The following is a 13,824-nucleotide window of genomic DNA, read 5'->3' on the forward strand; positions in this document are numbered from 1 at the left end:
GTGGTGAAATGGAGAAAAAAATCAGAGTGCTCGTTGCGAAGGTAGGGCTTGATGGGCACGACAGGGGGGCGAAGGTTCTGGCGAGATTTCTGAGAGATGCTGGCTTTGAGGTCATCTACACTGGCCTTCACCGCACACCGCAGGAGGTGGCGATGGCTGCAGTGGATGAAGACGTGGATGTTGTGGGCATAAGTCTTCACAGCGGTGCTCATCTTGCTTTAGTGCCGAAGGTCATAAACTACATAAGGGAATACGGGGGCAATCCAGATGAGATGCTGATCCTCGTTGGTGGAGTTATTCCGACAGACGATATTGTCGAGCTGAAAAAGATGGGGGTTGATGAAGTGTTTATTCCCGGCACCCCCATTTCGGAAATTGTTGAGTTTATCAAAACCAAGCTGCCAGAAAAGAGGAAGAAAGAATGAAACCTGAGGAAATTGTTGAGGGATTGCTTTCGGGCAACAGAAGGGCTTTGGCCAGAGCAATAACCTACGTTGAGAACGAGTATCCAGAGTCGAAGGAGATAATGAGACAAATTTTTGCCAAAACGGGCAGGGCTCACGTTGTCGGTTTGACAGGCTTTCCCGGCGTGGGAAAAAGCACTCTGGTGAGCAAGCTGACGGAGGAGTTCAGGAGAAGGGGAAAGAAGGTTGGTATCATCGCCATCGACCCCGGCTCGCCATTCACGGGAGGAGCGCTGCTGGGAGACAGACTGAGGCTGGACGGGATGGACTCAAGAAAACAGCTTTGGACAGATCCGGGCATTTTCTTCAGAAGCATGAGCTCTCGCGGCAGGGCTGGAGGTTTGGCAGCCAAAACAGGAGATGTTGTAAGGCTGCTGGATGCCTTCGGCTTCGACGTCATTCTCGTCGAAACTGTTGGGGCAGGGCAGAGCGAGGTGGACATCATTGAGGTTGCAGACACCTCGGTTGTCGTGATGATGCCTGAAACGGGGGATGAGATTCAGGTGAACAAGGCCGGAATCCTTGAGATTGGAGATATTTACGTTGTAAACAAGGCTGACTTGGGAGGGGCGGAGAAGGTGGAGCGCTGGCTGAGATACATGCTCTCCCTCGATGAGGAGAGCGTGCAGATGCTTTCTCAGATGACCCACGCTGATGAGGCGAGAGTGCAGAGTGGAGAGTTCTTTGAGCGTAGAAAGGGATGGAATCCACCCGTCATTAAGACCGTCGCCGACAGAGGAGAGGGGATAAAGGAGCTTGCGGATGCCATTGAGGAGCATTTTGACTACATGAAGAAGACAGGGCTGATAGAGAAGAGGAGAAGGGAGAGGGTGAAGAGGGAGCTCTTTGAAATCGTGATGAACGACGTAATCAAGCTCGTCAAGGAGAAAACAAACTACAGGGATTTGTTGGTGAAGCTGCTGAAAGGTGAGACCGACCCCTACACCGCTGCAGAACAAATTGTCGAGGAGGTAATTCACAATGCTGGCAAAGGATAGCTCCCTCACGAGAACAGGGAAAGGGGAGATAGTAGACAAGGACTCCAGCTTCACATGGTATGTCGGGACAATTGATGAGGCAAACGCCTTCATCGGCCTTGCGAGAGTTTTCTCAAAGGACGAGAAGGTGAGGGAGACGCTTCTGGAGATTCAGAAAATGCTTTTCCTTGTGGGAGCTGAGCCCTCCCTTCAAAAGCTGAGCGAGAAGGATTTGGAGTGGATGCTTGAGAGAGTTGAGGAGTTTGAAAGGTCTGTGAAAAAGCCCCACTGCTTCATTATTCTTGAGAAGGATGAGAGCACCGCCTTTCTCAGTGTTGCAAGAGCAGTGGTGAGGAGGGCTGAAAGGCAGGCGGTGAGGCTCTACAGAGAGGGAAAAGCAAGGCTTCTGGTGGTTGAGTGGCTGAACAAGCTCAGCTACCTGCTTTACCTCATGATTCTGAAGGAAGGTGGAGGAGATTTTGAGGAAATTTAGGAGGTGTTAGTTTGAGAGATGTGGCGGTTTTGGGAGTTGGAATGACGAAGTTCGGGAAGCATCCCGATAAATCTCTCGTCGATTTGTTTGCAGAGGCCTTTTATGAGGCCTTTGAGGAGTCCAACATCGAGCTGAAGGACATTCAGGCCTTATACTACGGTAACTTTGTTGGTGAGATGACGGACGGCTCAGGCAATCTTTCGGGCTTCATGGCGGACGAGATAGGGCTGAGGGGTATACCAGCTATAAGATACGAGGGGGCGTGCGCTTCATCCAGCGTTGCTTTCAGGGAAGCTGTGAGGGCCGTTGCTGCAGGCTACTACGACATTGTTGCGGTTGGAGGGAGCGAGAGGCTCTACACCGCTGGAACGGAAATAGGAACGAGGGCTTTAGCGACTGCGGTAGATGGCGTTTACGAGATTACCGCAGGGCTGACGTTCCCCGGAGTTTTCGCCCTCGCAGCGAGGCTTTACTCCAAGAAGTATGAGATACCGCTTGAGGAGCTCAGAGAGATGATGGCGATGGTCTCCGTAAAGAACCACAGGTATGGGGCGATAAACCCCAAGGCGCAGTTCTACGGGAAGCTTGGTGATTTGAAGGTTGAGGATGTTCTGAACTCAAGGATGATAAGCTCGCCCCTAACGCTGCTGGACTGCTGCCCGATGACCGACGGTGGAAGCGCTGCAATCATTGCAGCTGCCGACTTGGCAGAGGAGCTCGTTGACACGCCCGTTTACGTAAGGGGAACAGGGCAATCGTCAGCGGGAGGGCTTTTCAGGCAGAAGGAGGATATCATCAGAGCGATACCGAGAAGGAAAGCTTCAGAGATGGCCTTTAAGGAGGCAAATATGACTCCCAAGGACATCGACTTTGTGGAGGTTCATGACTGCTTCACCATCGCCGAAATTATCGCCTTAGAGGCCATGGGATTCTTCGAGTACGGGCAGGGATGCTATGCGGTGAAGGAGGGTGTAACGAGTATTGATGGTGACCTGCCAGTCAATCCAGACGGCGGGCTGATTGGCAAGGGGCATCCTGTGGGTGCGACGGGAGTTTCGCAGGTTTACTCGGTGGTTAAGCAGCTAAGGGGAGAGTTCAAGGAGAATCCGGTGAAGGATGCGGAGACGGGAATGACCGACACGCTTGGCGGGGACTTCGGAACGCTGGTGAACATAATTTTGAGCGTTCACAGGAGGTGAAGGGATGAGGTTCGTGGACTTCTTCAACGCCCTGCTGGAGGGGAAAGTCATAGGCCAGAAGTGCGGTGACTGCGGGAGCTACACCTGCCCGCCGAAGGCTACATGCGATAACTGCGGAAGCAGGAATCTTGAGGCTGTTGAGCTGAGCGGTAAGGGTGTTATAAGGACCTTCACAACAACCTACGTGGCCCCCTCAGGCTACACAAATGAAGCTCCCTACACAGTTGCCATGGTCGAGCTCGATGAGGGGCCGTGGATTGTTGGGAGGATTGACTTGCCCAACGAGGAGATAGAGAAGTTCGGGCAGGATTTAATCGGCGCAAGAGTTTCCGTTTACGGCAAGGAGTTCCCCACTGAGCCCTTCTATCCAGACAAGAAGAGAAGGGTTGTGCCGATGTTCAGGTTAGAGGGGTGAAGATGAACTTCGAGCTTGATGAGGACCACAGAATGCTCCAGAATGCAGTGAGGGAGTTTGCAGAGAAGGAGATAATGCCCTACGGCAAGGAGTATGACGAGAAGAGGGAGTATCCGATGGAGATTTTCAGAAAGGCTGCGAAGCTTGGCTATGTAGGGGCGAGCGTTCCTGAGGAGTACGGTGGAGCGGGGCTGGATTACCTCGGAGAGGCTATCATCAGCGAAGAGCTTACAAGAGCTGACAGCAGCATTGGGACTGCAGTTGATCTGGCAATTCTCGGAGTTCCAATGGTTCTGAGATATGGAAGTGAGGAGCAGAAGGAGAAATACATCCCACCCGTCGTTCAGGGTAAAGCTCCTTCGGCAATAGCCATCACAGAGCCCGACTGCGGTACTGATGTCGCTGCCATGAGAACAAAGGCCGTTAAGGAGGGAGAGGAGTGGGTGATAAACGGCTCCAAGACCTTCATCACCAATGGAAGCGTTGCTGGGCACACCATCGTCCTCGCAAAGACCGCTGAAGTCGAGCCTCCCCACAGAGGGATTTCAGCCTTTATCGTTGAGCCAGCATGGGAGGGGTACGAGGCGAGGAGAATAGAGAAGATGGGGCTGAACTGCCACGATACGGCTGAGATAACGCTGAAAAATGTAAGAGTTCCCGCTGAAAACCTCCTCGGGGAGGAGAACAGGGGATTCTACCAGCTGATGGAGTTCTTCAACGAGAGCAGGGTTAAGATTGCAGCTCTCCACTTGGGAATGGCTGTTGGAGCTTACGAGAGAGCCTTGGAGTACGCGAAGCAGAGAAAGGCGTTCGGGAAAGCTTTGATAGAGCATCAGGCGATTCAGTTCAAGCTCGCCGACATGTGGAAGGATATCGAAGCTGCAAGGCTGCTGGTTTACAAGGCTGCGTGGCTTATTGACCAGGGTAAGCCCGTACCCGCCATAAGCTCAGCAGCGAAGCTCTTCGCCAGCGAGGCTGCTGTAAAGGTTACCTATGAGGCTCTGCAGGTTTTTGGCGGCTACGGCTACAGCAAGGAGTACGACATCGAGCGCTACTACAGAGATGCAAGAGTCGGGACGATTTACGAGGGAACGAGCGAGGCCCAGAGGATTGTGATTGCGAGGAGTCTGATGGGGAGGGTTAAGCGGTAATTTTTGTCTTTTTTCCCACTCTCTCCGCACAAGCTCTGAGGTTACTTCATAAGAAAATGGACGCCTCTCTCAATGGCTATTGAGAACAGAGCCACTACCAAACCCATAACAACCATTTTTGCGGACGAAATTAAAAGATGCTCTCTTGAAATTCTGCCGTATATTATGCCGATCAAAGCCAAAGAGAGTGCCGTCAGAGAGACCGACCAGATAATGGCTGACTGAACGGAAAAACCCACGAAGAAGGCAATGACGAATGGCAAGACCGGCACAACACTACCCAGAATAGTGGATAGCCCGTCAATCATTCCGCTCATAATAACTCTCTTTCTAACTTCTTTGTACAGCCTGGTATCCCTCAGCTCAACCAGCATAGATTTTTCAAGCTCGCGGAATTCCTTCTCCTCCTCAACTCTTTCAGCCGTGAGCGCACCAAACACATTTGAAATGCCGTTAGCCACCCCTCCTCCAATCCCGGCGGAAATTATAACATCCAGCTGTCCCCCTGAAGCCCCGAGCACAACTCCGAGCACCGAAAGGGCTCCGTCAATAAACCCTCTCACAAACTGCCTTTCCACGAAAAGAGTTGGCAAATGCCTTAAGAATTTTGCCGTTCAAAACGAAGATGAATGGGTTTTCAAGAGCTAACTTTGTAGCTTAAAGATTTAGATAGTGCAAAATCTTTGTAGTCGGCATTAATCAAAGCAATCGGAAGTTTGTGGCAGGAGTTTTTAGATGAAACACAACTTCACCCTGACGAAACTACGACAAATAAAAAGCAGTGCTCCGGCCGGGATTTGAACCCGGGTCACGGGATCGAGAGTCCCGTATGATTGGCCGGGCTACACCACCGGAGCTTATCTCTGCTTGGCCAATGTGTTTATAAACTTTCTGTGCTCAATTAAATGTGACATCTCAATCACAGCATGAAGTTTCTGAGCAGCAACTTGTTTTTAGCTCCGCAACCGCCATCAGAGCGGCCTTTACAACCAGATCCGCCTTTACGACTTCTTGCAGCTGTTGGTCAACTTCCAAAGCCCTGCATTCCTGATCTCCGCAGACATCACAACAGGGAGTTTGCGTTACTTTTGCTCCAATCCAGTCTTCCAGTAGCCTGCCATTTATCCAGACCTCATTCGACTTGAAGGGGTCACGAGAGAAGTCCTCAGGAGTTAATTCGACTTCTTCGAAAACAACTTCAAAGCCAAGCGGAGATAAAAACTCTTTCAAAGTATTAACCGCCTTTAAAAGCTCTTTTCCTGTTTCAGAGCACCTTGGACAGGTTTCTCCGTCAACAGAAAGATGTAGCCACTTTATTGTCAGTTGCATAAAAACGCTATGCTAAAGCGGTTATAAACTCTTCTGTCGTTCTGAGTGTTCCGGTTTATAAATAAAAAATAGGGAAAGTCACTCGATCTTGATTTTCTTTCCGCTCGTCTTAGGCGTCTTCTTCTTCAGGATTACTTCAAGCACACCGTTGTTGTATCTCGCCTTCGCTGAGTCCGGATCGACCTCAGCGGGCAGTTCAACGGTCTCATAGTACTTCCTGTTCTCTCCCTCTGCCCTGATTTCTAGAGTTGTCTCGGTAGCGTTGAGCTCAATGTCGTCCTTGTTCACTCCTGGCATCTCGGCAATAACCTGAATCTCGTTGTCAGTCTCTATGACGTCAACCAGCGGTCTCCTCTCTTCAATTCCAGTCTCCTTGATCGTGGGCTTGGTTCCGAACTCCCTTATTTCAGGCTTCCCGTCAGGCCCAATCCTGATTGAGAATCCCCTGACTATCGGTTTTATCTCTCCCGACTCAGCCTTTCTGAAGATTTCCTCGATGTCCCTCATCATCCTCTCGAATATGTCGTCTATGCCGAATCTGAAGAACTCATCGAAGATGTCCCATTCCTCATCCCAGTCCCTTCTCCTTCTCCTCCAAACCATACAACCTCACCTCCTTTAAGCGTACATCCTGTGGAAATCTTCAATCAACTTCTCATACTTCTCAACGTCCTCCTTGGTTAGGCTCGGCCTGACCTTTTTCAGCGCTTCCTCAAAGTGCTTCTTCGTAATCTTGAGCTTCTTCGCCGCCTCTTTAGCCTCCTCTCTCGTCATACCCGGCTTGATGAGCTCCCTGATTGCGAGCATTCCTGCCTCCCTGCACACTGCCTCGATGTCCGCTCCGCTGTATCCCTCCGTCTTCTCCGCAAGCTCTTCGATGTTCACGTCATCCGCAAGCGGTTTTCCTCTGAGGTGTATCTTGAATATCTCCACTCTCGCCTTCTTGTCGGGTGGAGGTATGTAGATGTGCCTTTCAAGCCTTCCGGGTCTGAGCAGCGCTGGATCAATCATGTCCGGCCTGTTGGTGGCGGCTATGACCACCACATCTTTGAGCTCCTCCAGTCCGTCGAGCTCCGTCAGGAGCTGGCTCACAACTCTCTCAGTGACGTGTGAATCGCCAATTCCGCCTCTTCTGGGGGCAAGGCTGTCGATCTCGTCGAAGAATATGACACACGGAGCTACCTGCCTTGCCTTCCTGAACATCTCCCTGACGTGCTTCTCGCTCTCACCAACCCACTTGCTCAGCAGCTCAGGCCCCTTCACGCTGATGAAGTTCGCATTGCTCTCGTTTGCCACAGCCTTAGCCAGCAAGGTCTTACCCGTTCCGGGTGGGCCGAACAGCAGTATTCCCCTCGGCGGCTTGATGTTTGCTGCCCTGAACACCTCCGGATACTTCAATGGCCATTCAACTGCCTCCATCAGCTCCTGCTTAGCATGCTCAAGTCCACCGATGTCCTCCCACTTGACGTTGGGCACCTCCACCAGCACCTCTCTCATCGCAGACGGCTCGATGTTCTTCAGAGCCTCCATGAAGTCCTCCCTCGTGACTTTGAGATTCTCAATGACCTCTGCGGGAATTTCCTCGGCCTCGATGTCTATCTCCGGCAGAACTCTCCTCAAGGCGTGCATCGCTGCTTCCTTGCACAGTGCTTCCAGATCCGCTCCAACAAATCCGTTTGTCAGCTCGGCAAGCTCTTCAAGGTCAACATCCTCGGCGAGGGGCATCTTTCTGGTGTGAATCTCGAGAATCTCCTTCCTGCCCTCCTTGTCCGGAACTCCGATCTCAATCTCCCTGTCGAACCTTCCCGGCCTTCTCAGTGCAGGATCGATCGCGTCAGGCCTGTTTGTAGCGGCAATGACTATGACGTCTCCTCTTGCCTCAAGCCCGTCCATCAGCGCCAGCAGCTGGGCGACGACCCTTCTCTCAACTTCTCCGGTGACCTCTTCTCTCTTAGGAGCAATTGAGTCGATTTCGTCTATGAAGATTATCGACGGAGCGTTCTCCTTAGCCTCCTCGAAAATCTCCCTCAGCCTCTGCTCGCTCTCTCCATAGTACTTGCTCATGATTTCCGGCCCGCTGATGGGTATGAAGTGCGCGTCCACCTCATTCGCCACAGCCTTGGCAATCAGCGTTTTTCCAGTTCCCGGCGGACCGTAGAGCAGCACACCCTTGGGCGGCTCGATTCCGAGCCTCTGGAAGAGCTCGGGATGCTTCAATGGAAGCTCTATCATCTCTCTGACCAGCCTAAGCTCCCTCTTCAGACCGCCTATGTCCTCATAAGTTACGTCAGGAACAGCCCTCTTTACCTCCTCGGCCGGCTTCTCCTTAAGCTCGATCGCAGTGTTTCTCGTGACAACGACGACTCCTGAGGGCCTGGTGGCGGTTATTACGAACGTCAGAGTGTGACCGAAAACCTCAACCCTGATTTTCTGACCTTTGATGACCGGTCTGCCTTCAAGCAGCCTCAGCAGATACGCCTCGCCACCCATCAGCCTTACCGGCTCTGTTGGAGCGAGTGTAACTTTCTCTGCTGGCTTTGCTGTAACCTTCCTTATTCTGACTTTGTCATCAATACCAACGCCTGCGTTGCTTCTAATGCTGCCATCAATCCTTATTATTCCGGTTCCCCTATCCTCCGGATAGCTCGGCCAGACTATTGCTGGAACGGTGCTCTTTCCTATAATCTCTATTATGTCACCGCTCTGCAGTCCGTACTTTTCCATCACTGCTGGATCGATTCTGGCAACACCCCTTCCAACATCGCGATAGAAAGCTTCAGCAACTCTAAGGGTTATTTCCTCACCTTTTTTATCACTCATCTTCTACCACCTCCTTACTTTATCATCCAAACAACTTCACCATTCTTTTCCTCTTTCTCAACCAACCCCTTTTCGTGAAGGGAGTTTAGGGCTCTTTCAACCTCCCTGTAAGGGAGCCTGAAGGTCTCGGCAATTTCCGCTGCCGTCCTAAGACCCTTTGCGAGGCCGAGCATGACGAGCCTTTCCAGGTCGTCGCTGACGACCCTCTCAATCTCGTTGAGCATCCTCTCAACGAACTGGTTGAATCTCATTGATAGGGTGCTCTGGACTCTTGAAAACCTCCTCTGGAGGTCTTCAGCCACTTTTAGGGCTCTGTAAATCTCCGAAATGGATTCGGCCTTCAGCCTCTCTATCATGTTGAACTCGTTCCGAATCTCCTTCATCAGGGATGGCAGGTCGTAATTTTCACTGTCCCTGATCTCAGCCCCGAACTTGTGGGGGGAAATGACAACCTCGAGGCGGAGACTTCTTGGAATGTAGTAGTACCTCTTCCTTCCCTCCTCGAAGCTCGACACTATTCCCGCCTTAACGAGCTTGTCGAGGTGCTCAAGCACGGCCTTCGGAGCCATGCCGAGATAGTACGAAATCTCGCTGACGTAGCAGGGTTTTCTTGATAGCAACTGCAGTATCCTCCTCCTGCTCTCGTTTCCGAGAACGTCCATTATCGTCTCCGCCTCTATGTCCATCTCACCACCTCGGGGCACTAACCCCTTCACTCTTAATGTCGGTTACTAACTTTATGTTAGGTTTATGGTATATAAAGTTTTCGGTTATTTTGTGTGGCTGTGCATCCCAATTATTTTCTCTTCAATCTGGAGGAAGCTTGTACCAGAACGCATTGCAGAGTTCATCCCACTCCAAACTTCTATGAGGCTTAATCTCATTATGCCATCCAACAACTGCTTCAACTGAGCCAAACTTTCCAGTCCCTCTCTCAACCTTTACTCTCGCAAGAATGTGCTTAACCTTCTCTCTGCTTTTCGCAGCAACGAATTGGGTTCGTGTTCGGTAAGAATCTCGTCAGAATGCCATACTCAGCAATCTCTCTCAGAACCTTGAGTATGTCCTTGTTCGTCAGCTTCCTCACGTGGCTACCGAAAAGTTTAAATACTCTGCCGAAAACCTTATATACTGCATGAGCAGGTTGCGGACACTTGGTAGAGTAAAGCATATGTCAAAAACTGGAATGCTTGTGGTGACTCTAAATCCTGCGTACATCCCCAAAATAGGGGATAAGGTTGTTACAAGGAGGATGGAGCACATTGGATTTGTTGCTGACGTTATCGGGCCAGTATCTTCCCCCTACGCTTTAGTTAAGCCGAAAAATCTGGATAAGATAATATTTGAAGAATTATATGTGGTGAAGGAGTATGGCGGAGGTAGAAAAGGTAAGGGAAAAGGAAGTAGAGAAGGAAGTAGAAAGAAAGGAAATAGAAAGGGAAGAGGACGTTGAAGTCTGTCCTGAGTGTGGAAGTCCCCGCCTCATTCGCGATTACCGCAGAGGAGAGTTCATCTGTCAGGATTGCGGTCTGGTAATCGAGGACACGTACATCGACGCAGGGCCTGAGTGGAGGGCTTTTGACAGTGAGCAGAGAGACAAGAGGAGCAGAGTTGGTGCGCCTGTAACCTACACAATCCACGATAAGGGCCTGTCAACAATAATCGACTGGAGCAACAAGGACTACTACGGCAAGGCAATTTCCGTGAGAAACAGGGCTCAGCTTTTCAGACTGAGGAAATGGCAGAGAAGAATCAGAATCAGCAACGCTACGGAGAGAAACCTCGCCTTTGCCCTCAGCGAGCTTGACAGGATGGCCTCAGCCCTTGGCCTGCCGAAGAGCGTTAGGGAGACTGCTGCTGTAATCTACAGGAAGGCCGTAGAGAAGAACCTCATAAGGGGCAGGAGCATTGAGGGTGTGGTTGCCGCTGCTCTCTACGCAGCCTGCAGGCAGGCTGGAGTACCGAGAACGCTGGACGAAATAGCCACATACTCAAGAGTGGACAGAAAGGAGATTGGCAGAACCTACAGGTTTATCACGAGGGAGCTTGGGCTGAAGCTGATGCCCACAAGCCCTGCAGACTACATTCCGCGCTTCTGCGCTGCCCTTGGACTGAGCGGAGAGGTTCAGAAGAAGGCCATTGAAATCATCAAGAAGGCGGAGGAGAGGGAGCTTACAAGCGGAAGGGGTCCGACAGGAGTTGCAGCGGCTGCACTTTACGTTGCATCAATACTGCTTGGAGAAAGAAGAACGCAGAGGGAAGTTGCCGAGGTAGCGGGAGTTACGGAGGTAACGATAAGAAACCGCTACAAGGAGCTTGCCGAGAAGCTGGGTATAGAAATAATCCTCTAACTTTCTCTCTTTTTTAGCGAACCTCAAGCTTTCTTTTGGCATTCCGCACCGAAGTCATAAAAAGCCTGAAGTCCAATCTGCCTTGGTGAGGGCAGTAGAGTGCAGAGACGTCTGGATGGTTTACAGGACTTTCATGGAGAGGGGTATTGTGGCATTGAGGGGAATCGACCTCGACATTGAGGACGGAGTTATTTTCGGATTGCTCGGTCCCAACGGGGCAGGAAAAACGACCCTGATTTCCATTCTGTCCACGATCCTGATTCCGACAAAGGGCGAGGTGAGGATTCTCGGAATGGACGCCTTCAAGAACACCAGGAAGGTGAGGGAGAGAATTAACATCTCAAGCGGAGTCAGAATGCCGTGGGGGATGAAAGTCTACGAGTGCCTCCGCTTCTACGCAATGTGCTACGGAATTACCGATAGAAGAGTAGTCGATAGGGTAATCTCGGAATTCGAGCTTGAGGAGCACAGAAACAAGAGGTTCGATGACCTCTCAACCGGAAACAAGCAGAAGGCCAATCTGGCAAGAGCCTTTCTGAACGATCCTGAGGTTGTTTTTCTCGACGAGCCAACGGCAAATCTGGATCCAGATATGGCAAAAAAGATACGCCAGATGATTTTGAGGATAAAGGAGGAGAAGGACGTAACCATTGTTTTAACCACCCACAACATGAGGGAGGCCGAGATGCTTTGCGACAGAATAGCCTTCATCAAGGAAGGAAAAATTGTTGCCGAAGGAACTTCTGAAGAGCTTAAGAAATACACGAAAATGAGCGAAAGGGTGATTTTAAAGCTGAAAGGTAATGCCAAAAAACTGCACATCCCTTATCCTTACAGGATGGATGGAAACACGCTTATTGCCTTCGTTGAAGATGCGGAAAAAGCACTTCCCTCAATCGTGGTAAGGCTGGCGGAGCAGGGTGTGTTTGTCGAATCGGCAAAGATGGAGGAGATAACTCTTGAAGACGTCTTTATCGAGCTTGCAGAGGGGTCTTAGCGAAATTTTTGCCTTTGCCTACAGGAACTACGCTCTGACGAAAAACGAATTTTACGCGATATTCGAGATGCTCTTCTGGCCGCTGGTAAGCCTGATCTCGGTCGGGCTGTTAGGGGAGTTCCTCTACCTGGATAGGGAGGCGGTAGCTTCATACTGATCGGTGTCATTACGCTAAGCGTTGTCCAGATAGCCCAAATCGACGTGACATACGTGATGCTCCTCGACATGTGGAGCATGAGCCTGAAGTACACCATAGTCACTCCTGCACCCTTCTACCGGATGGTGACTGGAGCGTGGCTTTTCGGCTCGCTGAGAGGTGTTATTTCTCTCGCACTTCTTATTCTGCTGAGCGCATGGCTCTTCGGTTTCACGCTCACCCTCCCTGCAACGGCAATGGCAGCGTTTGTTCTGGGAATACTGCTCAGCGCAATGCTCATCGGAATTTTCAACTGCATACTGATTTTGGTTTTTGGCAGGAGGGCTGAGATATTCGCCTGGACCCTCAGCGCTATAGTGATGATTTTCTGCGGCATTTACTATCCAGTAACAATTCTGCCGGAACCTTTCAGGGCTATAGGCCTTATGATTCCAATAACGCACTATCTCGAGTTTTTCAGGTCCTTCTACGGATTTCAGAGCATTTTTCCAGACCCTCTGCTCATTGCCTTTGCCGAAACGCTTGTTTACCTCGCCTTACTGCTTGTTGTTGCGGAAATCAGCATGCTGAGGGCGAGGAGGACAGGGCTTGTGCTGAAGCTCTCGGATTAGTCTCTCGGAAAGATTATATACTTGAAAGGCAAAATACCATCAGATTCGGATATGAAGCGGGCGAAAAAGTTTAAGGACTACTTCGAGGACATAAAGCCTGTTACGGATGAGGAGCTTGAGGAGCTTTTGAACGAGCCTCCGAGAAGGAGGAACAGAGGAAACTTCAAAAAGGCTAAAAAGGAATTTTACAGGGACTTCTAAAGAAGCCCTACGAGCTCCTCAAGTGCCCTCTTCTGGTCTTCGGCCTTAACAACCCCACTCGCGAGTAGCACACCCTCTGCTCCGAGCTCCAATGCTTTTACGTAGTCCTCATGGGTGGTTATGCCCGCCCCACAAAGAACTCTAACGCTCTTGTTGACTTCCTTTGCAGCCTTAACTGAGTTCTCCACAACCTCGGGTTCGGCCTTGCTTACCGGAATTCCGCTACCTATCAGCTCAGGTGGCTCCACCGCGACAAAGTCCGGATTCAACGCTGCCGCCGCGGCTGTTGTTGGGACGTTGTTCGTGCAGACAACCGAAGTGAGACCAAGCTCCCTCAGCCTGCTCACGTTGAACTCAATATCGGCGAGCTTCAGCCTTCTCTCAGAATGATTGACCAAGCTTCCCTTTGCCCCGTATTCCGCGATCATATCGGCGTTTATTCTGCCTGTGTGGCTCCCGAAGCCAACGGCATCAACATGCTGCGCGTAAACGTCGATGCTGACCTCCCTTGCGATTACGGGGAGGTCGAGGAAGGAGACGGCTATGCCAACATACTCATCGCATCTCGACGCCACGTTTTCGGCAATCTTCGCCAGCTCAAGCGCCCTTTTTCCAAATCCCTCCTTATACGCCTTGAAGTTTATTATCACAACCCCCAT

At 50.9% G+C, this 13,824-nt stretch carries 18 protein-coding genes, 1 tRNA gene and 1 pseudogene; 12 read left to right on the top strand and 8 right to left on the bottom strand.

Features of this window, described 5'->3' with window-relative positions; all coding sequences use genetic code 11:
- Window positions 1-8: 8 nt before the first annotated feature.
- Genes AF_RS06510 through AF_RS06535 form a run of 6 tightly spaced genes read left to right on the top strand, consistent with a single transcriptional unit; the run spans window position 9 to window position 4,699 of the window.
- Entirely contained in the window at window positions 9-425 is a 417-nt protein-coding gene (locus AF_RS06510) for a cobalamin B12-binding domain-containing protein (protein WP_010878784.1), read from the top strand.
- Window positions 422-1,462 (top strand): methylmalonyl Co-A mutase-associated GTPase MeaB, encoded by a 1,041-nt coding sequence (meaB, locus tag AF_RS06515; RefSeq protein ID WP_010878785.1) that lies wholly within the window; start codon window positions 422-424, stop codon window positions 1,460-1,462. Before AF_RS06510 ends, meaB begins: the two co-directional genes overlap by 4 nt.
- Window positions 1,446-1,934: an ATP:cob(I)alamin adenosyltransferase gene (locus AF_RS06520; protein ID WP_010878786.1), complete on the top strand. Its 489-nt coding sequence runs from the start codon at window positions 1,446-1,448 to the stop codon at window positions 1,932-1,934. The genes meaB and AF_RS06520 overlap by 17 nt, the downstream gene beginning before the upstream one ends.
- Window positions 1,935-1,954: 20 nt before the next feature.
- Window positions 1,955-3,133, top strand: coding sequence for a thiolase C-terminal domain-containing protein (locus AF_RS06525; protein WP_010878787.1), 1,179 nt, complete (start codon window positions 1,955-1,957; stop codon window positions 3,131-3,133).
- Between the two features lie 4 nt (window positions 3,134-3,137).
- Window positions 3,138-3,548, top strand: coding sequence for a Zn-ribbon domain-containing OB-fold protein (locus AF_RS06530; RefSeq protein ID WP_010878788.1), 411 nt, complete (start codon window positions 3,138-3,140; stop codon window positions 3,546-3,548).
- Between the two features lie 2 nt (window positions 3,549-3,550).
- Window positions 3,551-4,699, top strand: coding sequence for an acyl-CoA dehydrogenase family protein (locus AF_RS06535; protein ID WP_048064691.1), 1,149 nt, complete (start codon window positions 3,551-3,553; stop codon window positions 4,697-4,699).
- A gap of 41 nt (window positions 4,700-4,740) precedes the next feature.
- Here AF_RS06535 and AF_RS06540 read toward each other — a convergent pair whose 3' ends face one another.
- From AF_RS06540 to AF_RS12880, 7 genes and pseudogenes are all read right to left on the bottom strand, one after another.
- Window positions 4,741-5,277 carry a TIGR00267 family protein gene (locus AF_RS06540; RefSeq protein ID WP_010878790.1) on the bottom strand — a complete coding sequence of 179 codons (537 nt, stop codon included), beginning with the start codon at window positions 5,275-5,277 and terminating at the stop codon, window positions 4,741-4,743.
- Between the two features lie 204 nt (window positions 5,278-5,481).
- Window positions 5,482-5,556 (bottom strand) — tRNA-Glu (locus AF_RS06545).
- A gap of 58 nt (window positions 5,557-5,614) precedes the next feature.
- Window positions 5,615-6,028: a DUF2703 domain-containing protein gene (locus tag AF_RS06550; RefSeq protein WP_010878791.1), complete on the bottom strand. Its 414-nt coding sequence runs from the start codon at window positions 6,026-6,028 to the stop codon at window positions 5,615-5,617.
- Between the two features lie 78 nt (window positions 6,029-6,106).
- Window positions 6,107-6,631, bottom strand: a complete 525-nt coding sequence (gene hsp20, locus AF_RS06555) for an archaeal heat shock protein Hsp20 (RefSeq protein WP_010878792.1) — start codon at window positions 6,629-6,631, stop codon at window positions 6,107-6,109.
- A 15-nt stretch (window positions 6,632-6,646) separates the two neighbouring features.
- Window positions 6,647-8,848, bottom strand: coding sequence for a CDC48 family AAA ATPase (locus tag AF_RS06560; RefSeq protein WP_010878793.1), 2,202 nt, complete (start codon window positions 8,846-8,848; stop codon window positions 6,647-6,649).
- A 14-nt stretch (window positions 8,849-8,862) separates the two neighbouring features.
- On the bottom strand, window positions 8,863-9,534 hold the full coding sequence (locus tag AF_RS06565; protein ID WP_052270482.1) for an ArsR/SmtB family transcription factor: 672 nt from the start codon (window positions 9,532-9,534) through the stop codon (window positions 8,863-8,865).
- 121 nt (window positions 9,535-9,655) lie between these two features.
- Window positions 9,656-9,923 (bottom strand): annotated as a pseudogene (locus AF_RS12880) (IS481 family transposase); the annotation flags it as partial.
- Between the two features lie 60 nt (window positions 9,924-9,983).
- Here AF_RS12880 and AF_RS12690 point away from each other — a divergent pair.
- The 6 genes from AF_RS12690 to AF_RS13210 all read left to right on the top strand — a co-directional run bounded on the left by AF_RS12690 (window position 9,984) and on the right by AF_RS13210 (window position 13,165).
- On the top strand, window positions 9,984-10,301 hold the full coding sequence (locus AF_RS12690; protein WP_010878795.1) for an H/ACA ribonucleoprotein complex subunit GAR1: 318 nt from the start codon (window positions 9,984-9,986) through the stop codon (window positions 10,299-10,301).
- Window positions 10,219-11,199: a transcription initiation factor IIB gene (locus AF_RS06570; protein ID WP_010878796.1), complete on the top strand. Its 981-nt coding sequence runs from the start codon at window positions 10,219-10,221 to the stop codon at window positions 11,197-11,199. Before AF_RS12690 ends, AF_RS06570 begins: the two co-directional genes overlap by 83 nt.
- Window positions 11,200-11,284: 85 nt before the next feature.
- The gene (locus AF_RS06575; RefSeq protein ID WP_010878797.1) at window positions 11,285-12,196 is read left to right on the top strand and encodes an ABC transporter ATP-binding protein; all 912 of its coding nucleotides are present in this window, start codon (window positions 11,285-11,287) and stop codon (window positions 12,194-12,196) included.
- The gene (locus tag AF_RS13105; protein ID WP_010878798.1) at window positions 12,159-12,353 is read left to right on the top strand and encodes a hypothetical protein; all 195 of its coding nucleotides are present in this window, start codon (window positions 12,159-12,161) and stop codon (window positions 12,351-12,353) included. Before AF_RS06575 ends, AF_RS13105 begins: the two co-directional genes overlap by 38 nt.
- A 53-nt stretch (window positions 12,354-12,406) precedes the next feature.
- Window positions 12,407-12,964 (top strand): ABC transporter permease, encoded by a 558-nt coding sequence (locus AF_RS06580; RefSeq protein ID WP_143274414.1) that lies wholly within the window; start codon window positions 12,407-12,409, stop codon window positions 12,962-12,964.
- 51 nt (window positions 12,965-13,015) lie between these two features.
- Complete coding sequence (locus AF_RS13210; RefSeq protein WP_010878800.1) at window positions 13,016-13,165, top strand: hypothetical protein; 150 nt, start codon at window positions 13,016-13,018, stop codon at window positions 13,163-13,165.
- Here the strand turns inward: AF_RS13210 and tpiA are convergent.
- Window positions 13,162-13,824: a triose-phosphate isomerase gene (gene tpiA / locus AF_RS06585; protein ID WP_048064694.1), complete on the bottom strand. Its 663-nt coding sequence runs from the start codon at window positions 13,822-13,824 to the stop codon at window positions 13,162-13,164. The genes AF_RS13210 and tpiA overlap by 4 nt on opposite strands.

The sequence above is a fragment of the Archaeoglobus fulgidus DSM 4304 genome (assembly GCF_000008665.1).
Taxonomy (GTDB): Archaea; Halobacteriota; Archaeoglobi; order Archaeoglobales; family Archaeoglobaceae; genus Archaeoglobus; species Archaeoglobus fulgidus.

Bases quoted from the DNA above. Each gene is read 5' to 3' on its own strand.
- AF_RS06510 (WP_010878784.1), top strand. From the start codon at position 9: ATGGAGAAAAAAATCAGAGTGCTCGTTGCGAAGGTAGGGCTTGATGGG.
- meaB (WP_010878785.1), top strand. From the start codon at position 422: ATGAAACCTGAGGAAATTGTTGAGGGATTGCTTTCGGGCAACAGAAGG.
- AF_RS06520 (WP_010878786.1), top strand. From the start codon at position 1,446: ATGCTGGCAAAGGATAGCTCCCTCACGAGAACAGGGAAAGGGGAGATA.
- AF_RS06530 (WP_010878788.1), top strand. From the start codon at position 3,138: ATGAGGTTCGTGGACTTCTTCAACGCCCTGCTGGAGGGGAAAGTCATA.
- AF_RS06535 (WP_048064691.1), top strand. From the start codon at position 3,551: ATGAACTTCGAGCTTGATGAGGACCACAGAATGCTCCAGAATGCAGTG.
- AF_RS06550 (WP_010878791.1), bottom strand. From the start codon at position 6,028: ATGCAACTGACAATAAAGTGGCTACATCTTTCTGTTGACGGAGAAACC.
- hsp20 (WP_010878792.1), bottom strand. From the start codon at position 6,631: ATGGTTTGGAGGAGAAGGAGAAGGGACTGGGATGAGGAATGGGACATC.
- AF_RS06560 (WP_010878793.1), bottom strand. From the start codon at position 8,848: ATGAGTGATAAAAAAGGTGAGGAAATAACCCTTAGAGTTGCTGAAGCT.
- AF_RS06565 (WP_052270482.1), bottom strand. From the start codon at position 9,534: ATGGACATAGAGGCGGAGACGATAATGGACGTTCTCGGAAACGAGAGC.
- AF_RS12690 (WP_010878795.1), top strand. From the start codon at position 9,984: ATGAGCAGGTTGCGGACACTTGGTAGAGTAAAGCATATGTCAAAAACT.
- AF_RS06570 (WP_010878796.1), top strand. From the start codon at position 10,219: ATGGCGGAGGTAGAAAAGGTAAGGGAAAAGGAAGTAGAGAAGGAAGTA.
- AF_RS13210 (WP_010878800.1), top strand. From the start codon at position 13,016: ATGAAGCGGGCGAAAAAGTTTAAGGACTACTTCGAGGACATAAAGCCT.
- tpiA (WP_048064694.1), bottom strand. From the start codon at position 13,824: ATGGGGGTTGTGATAATAAACTTCAAGGCGTATAAGGAGGGATTTGGA.